21 protein-coding genes and 1 pseudogene are annotated in these 18,540 nt (G+C 41.5%); 16 read left to right on the top strand and 6 right to left on the bottom strand.

Going from position 1 to position 18,540, the window contains the following annotated elements:
• Window positions 1–182 precede the first annotated feature (182 nt).
• The 10 genes from FAZ15_RS02640 to FAZ15_RS22790 all read left to right on the top strand — a co-directional run bounded on the left by FAZ15_RS02640 (window position 183) and on the right by FAZ15_RS22790 (window position 9,646).
• A complete protein-coding gene (locus FAZ15_RS02640; RefSeq protein WP_238387129.1) occupies window positions 183–2,561 on the top strand; it encodes a TonB-dependent receptor in 2,379 nt (792 codons plus the stop codon).
• A gap of 54 nt (window positions 2,562–2,615) precedes the next feature.
• Window positions 2,616–3,347: an HmuY family protein gene (locus tag FAZ15_RS02635; RefSeq protein ID WP_238387128.1), complete on the top strand. Its 732-nt coding sequence runs from the start codon at window positions 2,616–2,618 to the stop codon at window positions 3,345–3,347.
• Window positions 3,348–3,480: 133 nt separating this feature from the next.
• On the top strand, window positions 3,481–4,278 hold the full coding sequence (locus tag FAZ15_RS02630) for an HmuY family protein (RefSeq protein ID WP_162304850.1): 798 nt from the start codon (window positions 3,481–3,483) through the stop codon (window positions 4,276–4,278).
• Between the two features lie 128 nt (window positions 4,279–4,406).
• Window positions 4,407–5,099: a hypothetical protein gene (locus FAZ15_RS02625; RefSeq protein ID WP_136899751.1), complete on the top strand. Its 693-nt coding sequence runs from the start codon at window positions 4,407–4,409 to the stop codon at window positions 5,097–5,099.
• An 85-nt stretch (window positions 5,100–5,184) separates the two neighbouring features.
• Window positions 5,185–6,009 carry a hypothetical protein gene (locus FAZ15_RS02620; RefSeq protein ID WP_136899750.1) on the top strand — a complete coding sequence of 275 codons (825 nt, stop codon included), beginning with the start codon at window positions 5,185–5,187 and terminating at the stop codon, window positions 6,007–6,009.
• Between the two features lie 21 nt (window positions 6,010–6,030).
• Window positions 6,031–7,041, top strand: a complete 1,011-nt coding sequence (locus tag FAZ15_RS02615; protein WP_136899749.1) for a hypothetical protein — start codon at window positions 6,031–6,033, stop codon at window positions 7,039–7,041.
• Between the two features lie 87 nt (window positions 7,042–7,128).
• On the top strand, window positions 7,129–8,433 hold the full coding sequence (locus tag FAZ15_RS02610; RefSeq protein WP_136899748.1) for a S41 family peptidase: 1,305 nt from the start codon (window positions 7,129–7,131) through the stop codon (window positions 8,431–8,433).
• A 44-nt stretch (window positions 8,434–8,477) separates the two neighbouring features.
• Window positions 8,478–8,636: an alanyl-tRNA synthetase gene (locus FAZ15_RS22670; RefSeq protein WP_202912297.1), complete on the top strand. Its 159-nt coding sequence runs from the start codon at window positions 8,478–8,480 to the stop codon at window positions 8,634–8,636.
• Window positions 8,637–8,968: 332 nt separating this feature from the next.
• Entirely contained in the window at window positions 8,969–9,160 is a 192-nt protein-coding gene (locus FAZ15_RS02605) for a cold-shock protein (RefSeq protein ID WP_136900099.1), read from the top strand.
• Between the two features lie 327 nt (window positions 9,161–9,487).
• A complete protein-coding gene (locus tag FAZ15_RS22790; protein WP_238387127.1) occupies window positions 9,488–9,646 on the top strand; it encodes a hypothetical protein in 159 nt (52 codons plus the stop codon).
• Between the two features lie 12 nt (window positions 9,647–9,658).
• Here FAZ15_RS22790 and FAZ15_RS02600 read toward each other — a convergent pair whose 3' ends face one another.
• The 4 genes from FAZ15_RS02600 to FAZ15_RS02585 form a co-directional block, all read right to left on the bottom strand.
• A complete protein-coding gene (locus FAZ15_RS02600; RefSeq protein ID WP_136899747.1) occupies window positions 9,659–10,045 on the bottom strand; it encodes a hypothetical protein in 387 nt (128 codons plus the stop codon).
• Between the two features lie 137 nt (window positions 10,046–10,182).
• The gene (locus tag FAZ15_RS02595) at window positions 10,183–10,815 is read right to left on the bottom strand and encodes a fibronectin type III domain-containing protein (RefSeq protein ID WP_136899746.1); all 633 of its coding nucleotides are present in this window, start codon (window positions 10,813–10,815) and stop codon (window positions 10,183–10,185) included.
• 283 nt (window positions 10,816–11,098) lie between these two features.
• Entirely contained in the window at window positions 11,099–11,314 is a 216-nt protein-coding gene (locus FAZ15_RS02590; RefSeq protein ID WP_136899745.1) for a hypothetical protein, read from the bottom strand.
• Window positions 11,315–11,705: 391 nt separating this feature from the next.
• On the bottom strand, window positions 11,706–12,899 hold the full coding sequence (locus FAZ15_RS02585; RefSeq protein ID WP_136899744.1) for a collagen-like domain-containing protein: 1,194 nt from the start codon (window positions 12,897–12,899) through the stop codon (window positions 11,706–11,708).
• A gap of 1,089 nt (window positions 12,900–13,988) precedes the next feature.
• Between FAZ15_RS02585 and FAZ15_RS02580 the strand changes: the two genes are divergently transcribed.
• The 6 genes and pseudogenes from FAZ15_RS02580 (at window position 13,989) to FAZ15_RS02560 (ending at window position 17,333) form a co-directional block, all read left to right on the top strand.
• On the top strand, window positions 13,989–14,309 hold the full coding sequence (locus tag FAZ15_RS02580; RefSeq protein WP_238387126.1) for an RNA polymerase sigma factor: 321 nt from the start codon (window positions 13,989–13,991) through the stop codon (window positions 14,307–14,309).
• A 2-nt stretch (window positions 14,310–14,311) separates the two neighbouring features.
• Window positions 14,312–14,464: pseudogene (locus FAZ15_RS22785) on the top strand (RNA polymerase sigma factor); the annotation flags it as partial.
• Window positions 14,465–14,466: 2 nt separating this feature from the next.
• A complete protein-coding gene (locus FAZ15_RS02575) occupies window positions 14,467–15,009 on the top strand; it encodes a hypothetical protein (RefSeq protein ID WP_136899743.1) in 543 nt (180 codons plus the stop codon).
• Between the two features lie 273 nt (window positions 15,010–15,282).
• Window positions 15,283–15,522: a DUF1456 family protein gene (locus FAZ15_RS02570; protein WP_136899742.1), complete on the top strand. Its 240-nt coding sequence runs from the start codon at window positions 15,283–15,285 to the stop codon at window positions 15,520–15,522.
• 168 nt (window positions 15,523–15,690) lie between these two features.
• Window positions 15,691–16,224 (top strand): dihydrofolate reductase family protein, encoded by a 534-nt coding sequence (locus FAZ15_RS02565; protein ID WP_136899741.1) that lies wholly within the window; start codon window positions 15,691–15,693, stop codon window positions 16,222–16,224.
• Window positions 16,225–16,388: 164 nt separating this feature from the next.
• A complete protein-coding gene (locus tag FAZ15_RS02560) occupies window positions 16,389–17,333 on the top strand; it encodes a CvpA family protein (RefSeq protein ID WP_202912296.1) in 945 nt (314 codons plus the stop codon).
• An 88-nt stretch (window positions 17,334–17,421) separates the two neighbouring features.
• On the opposite strand, the gene FAZ15_RS02555 is transcribed toward FAZ15_RS02560, so the two are convergent.
• The gene (locus tag FAZ15_RS02555; RefSeq protein ID WP_136899739.1) at window positions 17,422–18,036 is read right to left on the bottom strand and encodes an arsenate-mycothiol transferase ArsC; all 615 of its coding nucleotides are present in this window, start codon (window positions 18,034–18,036) and stop codon (window positions 17,422–17,424) included.
• 18 nt (window positions 18,037–18,054) lie between these two features.
• Window positions 18,055–18,528, bottom strand: a complete 474-nt coding sequence (locus FAZ15_RS02550; protein ID WP_136899738.1) for a DUF6428 family protein — start codon at window positions 18,526–18,528, stop codon at window positions 18,055–18,057.
• Window positions 18,529–18,540 lie beyond the last annotated feature (12 nt).

Below are 18,540 nucleotides of genomic sequence, written 5' to 3'. Positions count from 1 at the left end.
ATTAAGACAGATCAAATATTTAGTTAAAATACTAAAAAACAAGAACTTATTAAACAATCAAACCCATCTTTATCTGCAATAAATATCAATTTTCAGATAAGATTTATCAGATTTCATAGATATAATATCAGAAACATTCCCTTGTTTTGTAACATTATTTAGAATGATTAAAAATAAAAATAGTGAATCAAGCTATATTTTTCATAAAATTAACAGTGTACATTACCGGTTTATCCTCTTTCAGTTTACTTGCCTATGCGCAAGAATTGTATCAGATCAAAGGGCGTGTGCTCGACAAATCTGGCAATGCAATCGTACAGGCCACCATCATACTCCTTCCCGACCGACATACCACTCTTACCGATAAAGAAGGTAGGTTTTCTTTCGATAAGTTATATGAAGGCACTTATCAACTACGTGTCAGCAGCGTTGGTTACTACCCGATCGAGCAGGATCTGCCCTTGAAAAAATCAAGCAGCATAGAACTGACCATGCGTCCAAGTGAAGCTAGTATCACCGAAGTATCCGTTCAGGAGCGCCGACGAAGCGTCGACAATCTCATCAAAACCGAAAATTCGGCTATGCCGGTCAAGATTATTACCCGCCGGGAAATCGAACTTATGGGTAGCCGCAGGCTTGATGAAGTGATGAAAGAGCAGACCGGTATTGCGGTGGTCAACGACATTGCCGGAGGTTCACGGGCGGTAGGTGTTCAAATTCAGGGTTTCAGCAGCAACTACGTGATGGTTTTGATCGATGGGCAGCCCATGCTCGGTAGGAATAGCGGCAACTTTGATCTTTCGCGCATCTCGGTTACCAATATCGAACGTATTGAGATTATAAAAGGCGCGAGCTCTTGCCTATACGGCAGCGATGCCTTAGGTGGCGCCATCAACATTATCACCCGGCATGGAGCCGTAGCACCACAGGCGCATGCCTCCTTTTTATACGGTACGCTCAATACATTAGATGCCACATTAGAGGCTGAAACGCCCTTTGCCAACCAGCGGGGTTCCGTGGTTTTTTCGGGCAATTATTACCGAACCGACGGCTTTAATACCGACAGCAGGTACCTCACCGAAGAAAGCACTACCTTTCCACCCTATACGAACTACAGCTTTCAGGGGCGTACACGCTACCGCATCACCAAAAACGGGACTGTAGGTTTTACGGGGCGCTATGCGGTACGGAATTCCAAGATGATTAATGCGTGGTCGGATGATATAACAATTGAAGACACACAAACAGATCAAGATGTCAACCTATCTGCCAGCTATGACCATACTTTCCATTCAGGCCTTCGGAGCATGACACGTTATTATTTTACGCGCTTTCATACCGCTATGCAAGCACAGTGGCTTCGTCAGGGTATACTAGCCGATGCAGAAGAATTTGGCCAGCAGGTACAACGAGTGGAGCAGCAATTTGCCTATAGCCCTATTCGGACCGTTAAGTTTACCGGAGGTTTAGGTGGTAGTATAGAAATCATGGATAATCAAGATCTTGACGAAGAGCGATCACTCAATACGGCTTTTGCATTTCTCCAAACCGAATGGAAACCCATAGATGGCATACTGACCACACTAGGCCTACGTTACGATTATACCAATGTATATGATGGCCGTCTAAGTCCGAGTTTCGGATTACAGTACCACATCAGTCCGACACTATTGGCGAAGGCGGGTGTAGGTGCCGGATTTAAAGCTCCAGATTATAAAATGCGCTATCAGGTATTTTATAATCCTGCAGCCAACTATCTCGTTGTTGGAAGTGACCGTATTGCCGATGTGATTCAGGCCATGGAAAACAGTGGTGAATTAAGTTTTAAAAACTCCTATATGCTCAATCTTGTATCCGGAAATCTACAAGCGGAAAAAAGTTTATCCAACAATGTGGGATTGGTATGGAATCCGAATTCGAAATGGCAGAGTGAAGTTTCTGCCTTCTACCACCGCATAAATAATCAGATCAATACGATTATCGTCGGAGGAACCACATCGTTTTCAACAGTTTACAGCTACAGAAATCTACCTAAAGCGGTAAATAAGGGTTTTGAAGTTTCCACTACTTACCAGGCTACTGTAGACCTACAACTTTCCGCAGGCTACCAATACCTTATCGCAAAAGATCTCAGCGTACTGGACAGCATACGTGCCGGTGTCTGGCCTTATAACCAGACGATAAACAACCCCGTTACTGGCGAATCACGGGAACCAACCGTTGCCGATTATTGGGGTATCGAAGATCGCTCGCGCCATATGCTCAATCTGAAAGCATTATACGAGTACCGTCCGTGGGAGATGAACTTTAATCTACGGGCAAATATCCGCGGTAAATATCCTTTTCAGGAGACCACTTCCAATCAATTTATCGATAAGTATGATGAATTTGTACCGTATCATGTATTGCTTAATTTAACAATCGAAAAAAACCTATGGAACAGAAAGTTAACCTTGCGCTTAATAGCAGATAATCTGCTCAACTTCACACACCGTAATATGCTCGGCCAGCCCGGAAGGATTATTCTGGGTGGATTAAGTTATCGGTGGATGAAGGAGTAGATGTGAGATACCTTAGAAGTTAGGGATTAGATTAAGATAAAAGAGCAAAGAGCAATGAAAACACTACAAATAATATTAAATGAATGCCGAAGTATCTTCTTGCTAGGCAAGGTATCCTTCGGATTACTGTTTATCCTTTCGCTTTCTTCTTGCGACAAAGATGAGGATCCGCGTCCAGCGTTGGAAGATGGAAAAAGCACTGTTATCTACGATTTGGCAGGCGATGTAGAGGCCTCTATGGCTGAGGGAGTAGAAGGAAAGGAAAACCGACCCTTTTATACCTTTCTCTTCCGTTTTCGTGATCAAAAACAAGTTTGGATCAAAACACAACAAGATTCCTTGCAATGGCTTAAAACCAACGATTGGGATTTAGCTTTTACGGGACCTTACAACTCGGAGGTATATGTCAATAATGCCAACGACAAATTCAATCCTGGATATGAAGGTCCAGCAAGTCATAGCGCTGTGGTACTATTGAAACAATCTTATCAAAGCGTGATCGCAGCGCCGAGCGATGAAGAATTTGATCAAAGCGAGGTTACCAAAATCGGCTGGGCGTCTTCTGAATCGTCGTATGGCTGGTTTCGGTATAGCTTAAGTACCCACATTATGCAGGCCTTGCCAGATAGAACCTATGCTATCCGATTACCCGACGGAAAATATGCTAAATTACAACTTATCAACGCCTATAAAGGTAATCCACCAGCGGTCACCAATATGAATTGGCCTGCCCCCTACTATACTTTCCGGTATTACGTACAACAGGATGGCAGCAAGAATCTGTAAATTAACACTTACTTTCAGCTTCCACAAAAACCGAATTTCATAAACGAAATATCACTTTTCATACATTACCTCTTAAGTAAAGCTATTATATTTGTTATTATTTAGAATGATTTTAAATAAAAATAAAGAAATTATGGATATTAATAAATACATCGAAAAGGCAGCTGTCAGCATAACCTACGTCTTCCTTGCATTTTTAGTTATCGGATTTGTAGCCTGTGACAAGGGAAATGACCCCGGACAGGACGAAGAAGAGATACCAGATGATACAACACCTTCCGATGAGTCCAATTTCTATAAACTTATTCGGGTAGAGAACTTTCAAGGAACGCAGGACAACAATTTCGAGTCTGCAGCAGCAGCTATATATTATAGTTTAGAAAACAATAAGCCCATGGAAGCAAAATATCAACAAACCAACCGTTGGGACCTGGCTTTTGGCGGCTTGTTAAATAGCTTTGTATCTGGCAACAACGGCAGCAACTCTACCAACTCTGGATACGGAAATACGGCCAAAGGAGGTATTGCAATTATAGAAAAACCCTTTGACGAAGTTACGGATATACCTGTCGACAGTGAGTTTAAGACCGGCGGCAACCTCATCGGCACCGATAATTACGGAGAATTTGGTGAAGGAATAGGCTGGTACCTCTATGATTTCGCTGGTATAATCGTGCGTGACGGTGCTTACGCAAATCAACATGTGGCTTACGCACTTGATCGTCCTTTAACACTAAAGAATGGCACAGTCGTTCCTCCGCGTACCGTCATCGTCCGCACGGCAAAAGGAAATTACGCTAAGATCAAGTTAATATCACTTTATAAGGATCAGTTTGAGCGATCAGAATGGACCAGATCGTCGCCCAAAGTCTATTTCACCTTTGAATATATACTTGCACCGGCGGGAAGTACCAAGTTTGAGATTAAATAAAAGTAAACGCTATATATACCAAATAAAAAACCGGATATACGTTGCAGGTACATCCGGTACATGAAGACTAATTAACAATTTTATTCATTAACCGGCCCCTCTTGAAGCGGCAAAATTACAGAAAAAAAATGAAAAAATCATTTAGATTACTAACAATTGCATTTGGACTTGCTGTTATCGGCTTAACAGCATCATGTAATAAAGACAACGATGTCGCACCTGATTTACAGGCAAATAGCTTAGCAGTTACACCTCCAGCCATAGGCGGCACAGCCAACTTTACGGCAGCAAATACCAAAGGGTATCTTACCACAATTTCATCCGGTGTATACGGTGCCCGAAATTTCCATCAGGGAACAGTTCCCGATTTGGTAGATACGACGCAATGGGCGAACCCCGCTGGTACATACTATTACGACCTAGGCAATAACGATGGAGGTACTTCCGGAAATTATGATTTCCTATTTAGCGGAACAGCAAATGCCAGTTTTACCGTAAACACCGCAAAGTATGATTTGTATTATGTAAATACCGCATTTGGAAGTGTAAGCTCCACAGGAGGAACACTTATTCCCTCAGGTACGGCGGGAGCTAACAGTACAAGCGGAACTGGAAATCCAAGTAGTGCCGGATGGTATATCTACGACATCAGTGTCCACATTATGTCAAGCTATCAACCGCGCACCTATATTCTAGTAAATAAAAGTACGGGCAGTGATTGGAAAATCCGTCTAAATAGTGTCTATAAAGATGAGATACCAAATTCAGGGTTTGCAGCCACCAACTTTCCTTTTATGAGTTTTGACTACGCAGAACTGTAGGTCAGGAACAACGCAATAGTTTATTTGGTATACTATAGTAAAATTCCGGTGTCAAGATCTATTGACACCGGTTTATTTAAAAAATATGATGAATACAACTTTACAAACATCTAGATTAAAATTCGGATACAAAGCGATACTATCTGTCGCCTTGATAAGCATGGGACTTATTAGTGCATGCACCAAAACAGAAATTACACCCTACGAGGAAGAACCCATGGCACGCATCAGCAGTTTTAAGATTGTGAATACGGCAGCGGAAATCGTAGGCGCCATCAATGAAAATGACAAGACTATTACGCTTACTATACCCGCAGGCCAGTATCTCAATACATTAGAACCTGAAATTACCGTAGCCGAAGGTAGCACATTAAAAGCTGGATCCGATACCTTGATCACGAATGTACTCACCTACTTTGCCGAAGGCTCTACACGAGAAATCAGCTATCCTGTTACCGCCACAGATGGCAGTACAGCGACCTACCGATTGCTGATTAAAACCAATCAACCCCCATTGCTAATGAATGAGGTGACCACAGACCCCACTAATCCAGTAAGCTATGATCAAACTAATTGGCTGAACACAAACTACATATACATATATAACACCTTAAGTACCTACCCATATTCGACTAACTTTGAATTCGACCTTGAGCTGGCTCAAGCAAGTCTGATCAGCCAGGATGGGACAGCGTATAAGTTTAAGCTGGCACAATCAGGCGTACCTCCCATCATTTCGTCTGCTTATATGCTCCTGAATTTAAACAATATCGAAGGACGCGTAGTGGGAAGTGGACGAGATCAGGTTTATACAAATACCCCACCAGAAGGTTTGTACCACATTAAACTTCGGTATTACAGTCGCGAGACCACGCTGGAAAATCCAATCCGCATTTTCTACAATAATTAATCCGCTTTAACAATCATGACAATGAAAAAATATTTATATCCTGTAGCTTATCTGTTTTTGTTAATCGGAACAGGCGTATTGGGTTCCTGTAGCAAAGAATACGAGACCGCTCCCACACCTTACACTGAGATTACTTCTTTTAAAATAGGTTATTATAACGGACAAGACACTATTGCGGGGATTATCGATGGTTCAACCATTCATATTGTATGGCCTGGCAGTACCGAGTGGCCTATTCCAGAAACCGTCAATCCGGAAATAACCGTATCCAGGAATGCGACGGTCTCTCCAGCTTCTGGCGCAAACATACCACTGGAAGACGGAACGACCTATACCGTAACCGCCCAGAATGGTACAGCCAAGACCTATACCATTAAATTAATAAACGGGGCCCTATTGCCTTCTTTCGTCGACGAAACTGCCATTAATGTACAAGTAGGAACAAAATATACTATTAATCTGTTTAATACTGCAGGAGATGGTTCGGACAGCCTTTTCCTAGTTAACGACAACAATGAAGAATTTAAGGTAATTCATAGCGCACAGGTTTCGGTCGGTGGAATTAATTTTATTGCCGATCAGCCCGACGGATCAGGCATTCCAGCCGGAGATTATTATGCAAAGGTCGTCAACAAATACAACGTACCTGTCAAAAGCAGTACAAAAATGATAACCGTCACCGAAGAACCAAGTGTACCTTATATTTATTTTAATCACACACAAACGATCGAAGTTAAACGAGGAGAAACCTTTACTGTTCCAATCCGGCATTACGGCGAACAGTACGGTATCAACCGCTCACGTTTTTACTATATTGATCCTGGCACGGGTTATATATCGTTCTTAACATTAAACTATATGGGCGCCAACGAAGCTTATAATGAGGTTTCTTTTGAGGTTCCGGCAGACGCACCTACGGGTATTAATTTAGAAAGCGACCCAGGTTTACAGATCCGACTCACCTATCATGGTTCGAATCTGGCGACAAACGGTACCGGGTATTATCCGCATAACATCAAAATAGTCGAGTAATAGCTTCCATCTTAGTACGTTTTCCAAACTTCCCTTGTTTTTATTGGTTCAAGGGAAGTTTTTGATAATTTGACCAGCCTTATTATTATGTTGCCTAACAGGTATCCTTTTTATCCAACTTTCATTATTTTCAGCATACCTCTATTTTTGCTGTTTCCTTGCTGTGGCAAAGAAGATTCTACACCAAATGTTGCACCCGATGCGCTCATCTCCCCTACTACAGGTACGCGACAAGAACTTACCCTGGATTCAATTTTTTTGTACGCACGCCAGGCCTACCTTTGGAATGACGCTCTCCCTCCTTATACCGATTTCAATCCACGCAAGCGCTATGGTGGTATCACTCCAGAATTAACGGCCTACCAACTCGAACTGTACGATATCAGCCAATATAAGTTACGCACCGATGGACAAGCTTACGAGTGGTCCAATATTGATACCAGGGCAAAGTACTCCTACGTGGAGCGCTATACAGGCAACAGTATTTCTTCGGCCAGGGCCAATACCGAATCAGGAGTAGGCCTCAACATGCGCCAGCACCTGGAAATAGCCGGCAAGAAAGTTTCCTACCTCGCTATCAGTTCGTTTCCGCAACTTAGCAATATACAAAACGAACTCGACGAGGCTTTTGCCGAGATCGCCGCTGCCGGCAGCAGTCATCTTATTGTCGACCTGCGTTCCAACGGTGGCGGTTACGTGGAGAGTGCGGAATATCTTGCCAATCTGATTGCTCCTTCTTCGGTAAAAGGTAAAGTCATGTTCAGCGAACAGTTTAATGGTCGCATGCAGAACAAACAGGCTACCATTCTGCAATATCAGCCGTACCTAGATGTCCACGGTAAAAGCGTGTACTATAATGGCCGGCTGGCCACCATGGCAGATATCGATTACAGCGAAATCGCCAACACGCATTATTTTAGCAAAAAAGGTGCACTCGAAGGTATCACGCAACTTTATTTTATCGTCTCTAATCGTACGGCTTCGGCAGCCGAGCTGTTGATCAGCAGTCTCAAACCCCACCTTTCGGTCAAACTCGTCGGACAGCGGACTTACGGTAAACCCGTGGGTTTCTTCCCTATCCGGATTGACAATTACACCGTATACTTGGCTAGTTTCCTAATTCGTAATGCCGATGGTTGGAGTGATTATTTTGATGGTATGCCAGTAGATATCGAAGTGAGCGGCGATAACTCACTCCCGCTTGGTGACCCACAGGAACTGTACCTGCAAGCAGTACTTGCAGATATCGCGGGACAGTCGTCAAAAAACAAGCACCTTAAACCTCAAGCAAGCAGCAGACCGGACAAGATATGCGAACCAGATCAGTATTATCAAACTAACGATTACACAATTCCTGTTGTTAAACAATATTTTAAATTTAAACCTTTTTAAAACCTATATTGCGCACTTAGCCACTATTACTTATCTTTACGTACATGGAACCACAAGAAGAAATCAAAGTTAAAGATCCAAAAAGCAGCAAGCTTAGGCTATGGTTGAAGCGTGTAGGTGTCGGGGCTTTCCTTTTCTTTCTGGTCAAAGGATTGGTATGGCTGGCGGTGTTTTTCTTCTTTGCCAAAACCTGTCAGCAGTAACATCTCCCCGCCTTTTGATGATAAAAAAACAAAACTCTTTTATTTTCAATAAATTATATATACCTTTGGATTATAATCAGGCTCTGCCGACGCTTTTCTGAGACCGTTAAGTTTACTCTTCTCCTTCAGTCTTCGCTTTTACAGTTGCTAATTTTTGTTGTCAATATAACGTATGCAGTACCTTTTTAAACTTGGAAGCTTTCAAGTCTCATAAAATTACAAACATCCTTTCTCTTGCTAGCAAATTGATTTATTATTATGATAAAGTCCGCTTTAGCGTAATAATGGCGATAGCCAAAAAGAAATTTTTTTTATCAATAAACAATAATACAATGCAAGAAGGAACAGTAAAATTCTTTAACGTTACCAAAGGTTTCGGTTTTATTACACCAGCAAGTGGTGGTCAAGATGTTTTCGTACATTCATCAGGTTTAATCCATGATGTACGTGAAAACGACAGCGTAACATTCGATGTAGAAAACGGCAAAAAAGGCGTTAATGCAGTTAACGTACGCGTAGCATAATTTTAGAAGGAGGATGAACAATCCTTCTTCCTATTAAAAGCAGCAGATAACATTCGTGTTTATCTGCTGCTTTTTTTTGTGGGCATATTCGGCGGCGCCATCTATAGACTAACAGTGCATCTGCCTCAAGGATGACAATAATCCAATACCTTCTTGTACGAATAGCTTGATATACATCGGACTTCCAAGAGATCGCAACGGTATTAAGATGATGAACAGTGCTGTCATGGGTCTGCTTGCAAAGACGATTATATAAGACAGACTTTTTTACCCATAGCTTACCTCTTGTAGCAGACTCCAGGGGTTCCGTGGTTCGGACAAACCGGCTTGTCCATAGCACCAGGATACGAATGCAGCACACCATTGCTGTCCTTTGTCAAGATGAATGTACGTCAGATATCTCTCGACACGTTTGCCGTCGTTATTGCCCGTCGCTTCCTTGACACCAAGTTCGTTTTGGACAATGTCGAGGATGCGGATTTGTAAATTCGCCTTCGGTTACATCGCTATTGCCAACGCCCACAAAAGGGCATACAGGACTAAAAAGAAAACCGAGAAATAGAGAATACATTGTTGCCATGATGTCAATTGATTAAAATGATTACCTAAATGTTTACGAAACATATTAAACGGCTGCCAAAGCAGTTCCTGTAACCATAGACTACAGAAAATAGATAGTAAACCGCCGAGCAGACCCAGTATCAAAACGGATAAAATACCGACATCCATAATACCTGCAGTAGGATCAATAAGTTGCAGGATTCTGCCTGCAAAAAGGAAGAGCGTGAACAGCCATAATAGCAACATGCCCAGCTCTTGTTTTATTCCGATTTCCCCAAGCATATCCTGGATAGACCAAGGGGCGTTTGTTTGTAGTGTTGTCATTTGTTTTGAATTAGATATTAGATGTGAGGTATAAGATATGAGATATTAGAGATAGGAGAACCAGAAACCGGAACCAGATAGCAGGGATTCGATTTCGGCTACCCGATTCCTGATTTCTAGTCTCTAACCCCTATTCCCTATCTCACAATCATCGATACCGCTTCTGTCCAGTCACTACTGCCTTTTGCGTTTCGCGCACGTACCCTGACGTAGTACTTCGTGCCGGGGATTAACGGTGCCACGATGTTGCCTCTCGAGGTCGTCGTAAAATAAGACTGTCCCCATATAGTATCCATGGCATCACTTGGCCATTCCCCGACCTGGATTTCGTACTCCCAGACGCCCTTCTGTGGGGTAAAATCCACCCGCATCTGTCCACTTAGGCTACCGTCTTTCAAGATAACCCGCTCGATGGTGTAAGGTACTTGCCTACCGGTAGGCTGTTTAGCCAAAATCATAGCCGAACTGGTCAGCACAGCTAGATTACCTGCCGATTGGGTATTTACATAATGTGCCAGTTGACCCAACTGATAAAGCAGATACTTCCTACTTTCGTTCTTGATCCGAATATCCAATACGCTGCCACCACGTATGGCAATTTCATGTTTGGACCGATAGTCATTTACGAGCGTTGTTAAATCCACAAGCGCCGGTATAGGATCGGGAAAATTAGCATTATCTGTTAATGCGCCTAAAATTTTTCCCGCTAATGCTGCCAGTTCATCGTCTGACAGGTCTTTATAATTTGAGATCACTCTTTCTGTTCTCATGATATTTGTTTTTAAATGTTAAACTGCTTGCCTGGCTGTAGGCAGTGATATTGCCTGCCATAGGTAGGTAAAGTCGTGAAGCTGTCTTAAACAGCGTGTATTTTTTTTACGGATTGCTTCACCCAATCTGAGACAGATGGTGGAGCTCTTGTGGGTATGTTTATCGTTTTCATACCCAAAGGTGGCCAGCAGAAAAAGGGAATACGAAAATTTGACCAAGATTGACCAAGATTGATCCTCCGCTGATCAAGATTGAACAAAGTCGAATATAATGGCTTATTATCTAGGTTTTCCGAATCAGGTTCATGCTGCTCCGCATCGGATCGAGGACTATCCTTAACCAGTTACGTGCTATGCCGATTGGGTCGACATACGATCCGGTTCGGTCATGGAGTAACCGTATCAGATTGCCCGTTAACCCTACCCGGATAGGTGCCAACCAGGTACGGTTTACCGTTAAACTGATCCGGTTGCCCGTTAGTGATATGAGGTGGAACACTAACTATTTCCGCTTAGGTACCACCCCGGTCGGATCTACCGATAACCTAATCTGATCAGGGGTTAATGGTGCAGGATGAAGCGTTGACTATACCCAATTAGATACCAACGCAATTGAGTCTACATTTAATTCAATCCGGTCAAGGACTAATCTTATCGCGTTAACCTCTAATCATAACCACTTAAATACCAACACAATTTCGTTAACCTTTAATACTGTTGGTCTAGGCAATAGTTCTAATCGATTACGGCCTAACCTTACCCGGTTAGGTATCAACCCAATCCATCTCCGATAACCCCAACCGGTCAAGGGACGTGTTAGATGTGGCAATAGCTAAGTATGAGCAACAGATAGTAAATCGTTTTCATGAATATGAAGTTAGATGAACCTGCTAATCAGGGATATTAAATGCAACCTTCACCTGGTTAAAGTCTCTGAAGTTTATTTTAGCACTTGCCTGAATACTGCCTGGAATCAAGACATACCGAAAAGCGTGGTAGCCGTCAATAACAAGTGTACCGCTTGAATAGATAAAAATATTGCCGGGTTGGACCATAAAATAGATATAGGCATTGCTTGATTCCCCACTAATCTGTTCGACAAACTCAGTATTCTTCCCACTTATATATCTTCTGTACACCAAAATCTGTCCACGATCTACAATAGCCTGCGTAAGTTGTGGTGCAGGAATCCCATATCCGGCCTGTATATACTCATCTGCAAGATACCAATTACTATAAATCACATTTGCTGTTCCCGGCTCGCCATCTTTGCCCGGAGGGCCCTGTGGACCGGCAGGGCCACGGAGATTTAGCGGCGTACCCCAGCCCGTTGTTGTCTTCGGTCCATAGAAATCTGCATTGCTTATATTGACATAAAAGTCGCCGGTACGTCCCAGGGTAAGCGTCGGCGTTGCCGTACCGCTTAGTACGGTAGCACCCGCCGTTCCTGTTGCGCCCGTTGCTCCTTTAAGACTGGTCGGAGTACCCCATCCGGCATTTGTTTTCGGGCCGTAGAAATCGCCTGTCAACGCGCGGAAGTAATAATCGCCTATCGCACCCACGCTAGTAGTCGGCACCGCTGCACCACTAATAATAATTGATCCATTTTCGCCTTTGGACCCAGCCGCACCTTTTAAATTAACCGGTGTGCCCCAGCCGCTGCCGGTCTTCGGACCGTAAAAATTTGCTGTTCCTGTTTGGAAATAGAAATCTCCCACGGCACCGACAGAAGTTGCTGGCATCGCTGTCCCGCTCCAAATTTTAGTGCCATTGGCACCGCTAGGGCCCGTTGGCCCCGGGTCTCCCGGTTGTCCATCTTCACCAACGGCACCCCGTAGGTTCGTGGGGTTTCCCCATCCCTCCGTCAGTTTCGGCCCATAAAAATCACTCGTAGTCACACGGTAATAGTAATCACCCTCCCTACCCAGGTCCGGAGCAGGAACCGTGGTTCCGCTATAAATTGTTGAACCATCCGATCCTTCTGTCCCCTGCGGACCAACAACACCTTCCTTGGTACAATTGGTGATGCCGGCAAAAATGGATAGCAGCACAAGAATTCCCGAAAAACGCAATAATATTTTCATAGTCGATATAGATTTGTTCATCTTTAGTAATCAATAGGTCACCCCTATTGAATATTTAAATATATACGATAAAGAAAGAGCGTTTTTTGAAAATGAGTAAACGGGGCTTTTCAATGATTGAATACCTGTTTTCAAAGAGAGAAGGTTTTTTCGAAGATTATCGATATCATCCTCGCGAAAGCGTGAAACAAAAAAGCCATTTGATAAGCAATATGTAAACATTTTATAACCTAAGTTTGAAAAAACCTCATGGAGCCAAATTTCCACCTGAAAAACATTCCCCTCTCTCCACATGCGTACGCGATTTTCGGGGTGTAAAAAATGGATCGTTTCCCCCAATCGGGACAGCTGACCACGCTTACTAATTTTCCAAGCAGACGGTAATACAGAACTATTATCCATTATCCCGATAAGATATCGGAAATATCCATATCTATAAGTGATAGACCAAACTATTTTGTTGACGAACAGGTAAAAGGGGCTTTCAAATCCATATATCACGAGCATAGTTTCATACAGATGGATGATAAAGTAATCATGAAACATTCTTTTGAATTTCAATCGTCTTTTGGCATACTCGGACAGTTATTTAACGAGCTTATATTGACGAAGTTTTTAAAGCAATTCCTTATTGAAAGAATTCACTTTAAATTTGTAGTTTAGCTTGGCATTCGGCCTTGTAATAATCCTGCCCGATGCAAAGCTTAAAAACTGGGACCTAAATTCAAAAAGACACCGATACATTGACAGAATGGAGATGACGAGAAAAAGACGGTCATAAAAAAACATGTGCTTTTAAACTTCTTTATTGCGACTGTCTGGATTGCCAACGGACTTCTTTCTAAGGTGTTTAATCCAAATTGTTTCATGTTTTTATGATTTTAGACTCTTCGTTATACAGCAACAGCAAAACTTACATCATGTCCCAATCAAATGACTTTAGGTATGCCTCCTTTAGCAAACTCAAAATATTTAATAAAACGCTGTAAGTTTTTTCATATTTCCGCTACTTATTAGGAAATTCAGATAATATGAATAAAACGAACATACAGCGGGTTGCAAAATTATTACCTTTAATAAAAGATAGTGATGGATGAAGCCTTGTTCTTAGCACTTATAAGTGAGCATCAGGGAATTATCCATAAAGTATGTCGCCTGTACCGCGATATCCGCGAGGATCGTGAAGACCTCTTTCAGGAAATAACATTCCAACTTTGGAAATCCCATCAGACATTTAAAAATGAGTCTAAAATCAGCACCTGGATCTATCGCATTGCGCTGAATACTGCAATTGCCTCATTCCGTAAAAAGAAACATGCAATTGAGTACTCCCCTGTCTTGCACGATCTGGCAGACGAACAGCCGATGAAGAACTTGCCTTTCGTCAAGAGCGTTTATTCAATGCGCTAAAAAGGCTTAATGATGCCGAAAAGGCAATAATTACCCTATACCTTGAGGATTTGAGCTATCAACAAATAGCGGAAATAATAGGAATAAGTGAAAATAATGTTGGTGTCAAATTGAACAGGATTAAAATCAAAATTAAAAACTTATTAAACAATTAATAATGGAACTGAACGACATAAAGACTACATGGAGCACAGTGGAATCTCCACGAGTTTCCGATCAGGAAATTCGCGACATGGCATCCGAAAAAATGCACCCTGTTCTTAGCGGTATTAGAAAACAATTGACCATCGAAATCATTGCATGGAGCATTTTTCTGATATGCTATTATTCTATGTTCGACGGTGACAAAAAACCAGTATGGATTAATATCGTGCTTGTACTATCTGTGCTTATACCCATTATTCACAACCTTCTGGGTTATCGCATTGCTAAATACCCGGTGCAGGGAACTAATATTCGAGAATCGTTAAACAGGTACAAATCTAAAGTTAAAGTTTACGCTATCGCTTCCATTATTACCAGACAGATTTACCTCTCTGGGTTTCTTTTGTTTTTTTTCAACGGAGTAAACTTTAACCCGGGTAAATATATTTCACTGGCTATTATTATTTCCATATTCCTCGTACAGCTATTTATATCGTACCGAATATGGGCAAAACGTGTAAAAATTCTTGGCAGTGCATTAACATCATTTCGGTAATCGTGAAATGTGGAGATAGGACTATCGTGAACAGATAGCACAATACGATCCGCATTGCTCGGTATTTTCGTAGTCGACCAGCGGTATCCAAGGACACAGATTGAGTTACACTTTCTAAAAACCAGGTTGACGAATTCGCTGACAGTAATTGATTCCTCCTGAACGAATAATAGATTTTCCGTTACGATTTGGAAAACCATAAAAATGGAGTTCTACGCAGTACTATTCCTCAAAAGATATGTTTTTTTAGCATAGTTTTCATAAATTTACATCATGAGCAACAATGATATTATGAAAAAGCTTCGAGTAGCTTTAAAATTTACTGACGACGATATTGTTGAAGTATTAGCCTTAGTGGATTTCAGGGTGACGAAAACTGAACTAAGTGCAATATTCCGCAAAGAAGACCATCCAAATTTTAAACCTTGCGGCGATCAACTACTCCGAAATTTCCTTAATGGACTGATTATCTACAAACGTGGCCCCCAGCCCCGTCCTAATTCGAATGCTTAAATTTATCCCAAAATATGCATGCTTTCCCAACTATTCTTAGCATTTGGCCAAGCATATATTAACAGATAAAAAATTGAATGGTTCCTGAGCACGAACGAATCGTAAACCAACATAGTAAGAAACGTCCGGATCTTTTCATTCCGGCGAACTGAACAAGTATAAAAAGAAATGCGAAAATTATCACTTTTCATTGCAACAAGTTTGGACGGTTACATTGCTAAACCCAATGATGACCTTAGCTTCTTGAAATTAGTAGAAAAAGAAGGAGAAGACTATGGTTACGCAAAATTTATAAACACAATAGACACTTTAATTATCGGTAGAAAAACCTTTGATTATGTGGTTAAAGAAATCGGATCTTCTCACTACGATGACGGACAAAGAAATGTCTATGTCATAACAAGAACTCAAAGGCCGAGCGTAGGCAGAACCAATTTTTACACAGGAAGCTTGACCGATTTGGTTAAACGATTAAAAGCTGAAAGTGGAAAAAATATTTATTGTGACGGGGGTGCAGAAATAATAAATGAACTACTAAATCACGACCTAATAGACGAGTTAATAATTTCGGTTATACCAGTTTTATTAGGCGTCGGAACAAGACTATTTAAAGACGGAAGACCTGAGCAAATACTTGAAATTATAACTACAAAAACATTTGATACGGGATTGATACAATTACATTACAAACGAAAAAAATGAACAGCGAATTAGTTTGAAAAGCAATACGATTGATAAACTCTTCTATAGTCGAAATAGGCATTTTGAAGGCTTCTATAGGTCGCTACACTGTAACACTTACATAATAATTTCCTTTTAAATAAAACATTTAATTGTATTAATTGTAATATCGAAACAGTATGAACATGATCGATATTATACTTTTGCTCATTTTCCTGACCTCTGTATGGAGTGGGATGGCTAGGGGTTTCTTTGCGGGAATGACTGGGCTGGTCTCATGGCTAGGAAGTTTGCTAGTTACTTTCGCATTATATAGACATGTAGCCCGTTTTTTTGAGGCTAATATCACAGCCGGTATATGGGCAATGCCTTTGTCATTCCTGCTCACGTTGCTTATCACTGGTTCTGTCCTGTCACTGTTTGCAACCAAGGCCTTGAACGCTATCCCGTTGAAAATACAGAAACATCGATTGAACGCCATTTTAGGATTTGTACCCGGTGTCATCACGGGATTGCTCTATGCCGCTATCCTTTCCACTCTTTTACTTTTACTGCCCTTGTCGGAAACGCTAACGTTACAAACACGGAAAAGTAAAATCGCAGAGCGGCTGACAGATGGTTTGGTCCGGATTGAGCGGCCATTCGCCCCGGCACTTGAAGCGGTAAACCGTTCCATCAATAAAATGACCATAGCGCCTGAATCGTCTGAAAGTATAAAACTTCCCTTTGCAGCGGAAAATCCAAAACCGAGACCAGATTTGGAAAGCCAGATGCTCAATCTTGTAAACGAAGAGCGGGCAAAAGCAAACCTGCCGGCGCTCGAGCTAGATGAAGAATTGACACCTGTAGCCCGCCAACACTCGGAAGATATGTTTGCAAGAAGGTATTTTTCACACATTTCACCGGACGGGAAGACGCCTTTTGATCGCATACGTACGGCTAACATCAGGTTTCTCACGGCAGGCGAAAATTTAGCACTTGCACAAACCCTCCCCTTGGCTCATGATGGATTGATGAATTCGCCGGGACATCGTGCCAACATACTTCGAAAAGCATTCGGTCGCGTGGGAATCGGCATCCTTGATGGTGGCATTTATGGTTTGATGGTTACACAAAAGTTCCGCAACTAAATAAAATTATACCTAAAAGATAAGACCTGATCTGACTTAAACCGTATACTCTTTTTACATTGATTCAACTGTAACACTTCTGCATTGGCTAATTCGTAATTTTTGAAAAGACATAAAACATTTCTGCTGCTATCTGTAAGCTTCTTTCTGCATATACCGTTGTCTGCTCGGAAGTGCTATCTGAAATTTTAGGATCTTCAAATGTAATGGGAATCCTTTTTTCAGCTCCAGCGATAAACGGACATCCACCATCAGCTTGTGAACAAGTCATTATAGCCGCAAAAGCGGATACAGGATTAAAAGGACTATCATACTTTTTAGAAAACCCGATTATTGGTAGAGAATTCTCACTATATTTTATGACATATACAGGATTATTGCCTTCACTAATCTGGAAAATATGAAATCCGTTATCGGATAACGTCTCTGCTACTTTTGGAAACAATGCCGTTTCTTCAGTACCTCCCGAATAGCACGCTATATTCTGAATACCGAAGTGAGAAGCGGCTACTTGTGCCCAAATCTGTGATAAATGGCTCCTACGGGAATTATGGGTACAAATAAAATTGAGATTTATTTCTTGCTTGCTATTTATTTTTTGCTGAATAAAATCAATTAATGGCTGTAAAGTACTTTTACGCGCATCATTATTGATTTGGTCCCATTGTAATTGTTGAATGGTATTTAATAATATCGGATACATAATATCTAATTTGAAGGTTTAACAACACCCGGAATTTGGAGCGCAACAAGAGGATTGATTTACAGTTAACGTGGACAAGCTTTTCTTTTCTTTTTCGGAAGGGATACCACAGGCATCCTGAGCTAAACAGGCAGTGGTTTTATTTTTCAATACAAATGTATTTCCGTTGAAATCCAAATCGTATTTACCAATAGTATCGCTTTGGTATTCTACTTCAATCTCAGCATCTTCTATTCCTAATTTTTCCTCTGAAAGTTTAATTATATTTAATAGCTTTTCCGGTTTCAATCTGTGTTCATAATCATCAGCATTCCACAATTGAAAATTGACTGTTTTTTCCTTGCGGAGTACTCCACCACAATCGATAAAATTTTTAATGATTTGTCCCACTTCCGTAACATGAAAATGTTCGGGAACAAATGTTCCGTTTTCTAATTGAAATTCAACATTCTCCAATGCTGGTAAGATTTCTTTGATTTCTGATAATTTCATAATAACTAAATT

Origin of the sequence: Sphingobacterium olei (assembly GCF_005048855.1) — a bacterium.
GTDB lineage: Bacteria > Bacteroidota > Bacteroidia > Sphingobacteriales > Sphingobacteriaceae > Sphingobacterium > Sphingobacterium olei.
The sequence above is the reverse complement of the archived record's forward strand: the minus strand, read 5'-3'. Positions and strand labels throughout refer to the sequence as shown.

Bases quoted from the DNA above. Each gene is read 5' to 3' on its own strand.
- FAZ15_RS02635 (WP_238387128.1), top strand. From the start codon at position 2,616: ATGAAAACACTACAAATAATATTAAATGAATGCCGAAGTATCTTCTTG.
- FAZ15_RS02630 (WP_162304850.1), top strand. From the start codon at position 3,481: ATGGATATTAATAAATACATCGAAAAGGCAGCTGTCAGCATAACCTAC.
- FAZ15_RS02625 (WP_136899751.1), top strand. From the start codon at position 4,407: ATGAAAAAATCATTTAGATTACTAACAATTGCATTTGGACTTGCTGTT.
- FAZ15_RS02620 (WP_136899750.1), top strand. From the start codon at position 5,185: ATGATGAATACAACTTTACAAACATCTAGATTAAAATTCGGATACAAA.
- FAZ15_RS02615 (WP_136899749.1), top strand. From the start codon at position 6,031: ATGAAAAAATATTTATATCCTGTAGCTTATCTGTTTTTGTTAATCGGA.
- FAZ15_RS02610 (WP_136899748.1), top strand. From the start codon at position 7,129: ATGTTGCCTAACAGGTATCCTTTTTATCCAACTTTCATTATTTTCAGC.
- FAZ15_RS22670 (WP_202912297.1), top strand. From the start codon at position 8,478: ATGGAACCACAAGAAGAAATCAAAGTTAAAGATCCAAAAAGCAGCAAG.
- FAZ15_RS02605 (WP_136900099.1), top strand. From the start codon at position 8,969: ATGCAAGAAGGAACAGTAAAATTCTTTAACGTTACCAAAGGTTTCGGT.
- FAZ15_RS02600 (WP_136899747.1), bottom strand. From the start codon at position 10,045: ATGACAACACTACAAACAAACGCCCCTTGGTCTATCCAGGATATGCTT.
- FAZ15_RS02595 (WP_136899746.1), bottom strand. From the start codon at position 10,815: ATGAGAACAGAAAGAGTGATCTCAAATTATAAAGACCTGTCAGACGAT.
- FAZ15_RS02585 (WP_136899744.1), bottom strand. From the start codon at position 12,899: ATGAAAATATTATTGCGTTTTTCGGGAATTCTTGTGCTGCTATCCATT.
- FAZ15_RS02580 (WP_238387126.1), top strand. From the start codon at position 13,989: ATGGATGAAGCCTTGTTCTTAGCACTTATAAGTGAGCATCAGGGAATT.
- FAZ15_RS02575 (WP_136899743.1), top strand. From the start codon at position 14,467: ATGGAACTGAACGACATAAAGACTACATGGAGCACAGTGGAATCTCCA.
- FAZ15_RS02570 (WP_136899742.1), top strand. From the start codon at position 15,283: ATGAGCAACAATGATATTATGAAAAAGCTTCGAGTAGCTTTAAAATTT.
- FAZ15_RS02565 (WP_136899741.1), top strand. From the start codon at position 15,691: ATGCGAAAATTATCACTTTTCATTGCAACAAGTTTGGACGGTTACATT.
- FAZ15_RS02560 (WP_202912296.1), top strand. From the start codon at position 16,389: ATGATCGATATTATACTTTTGCTCATTTTCCTGACCTCTGTATGGAGT.
- FAZ15_RS02555 (WP_136899739.1), bottom strand. From the start codon at position 18,036: ATGTATCCGATATTATTAAATACCATTCAACAATTACAATGGGACCAA.
- FAZ15_RS02550 (WP_136899738.1), bottom strand. From the start codon at position 18,528: ATGAAATTATCAGAAATCAAAGAAATCTTACCAGCATTGGAGAATGTT.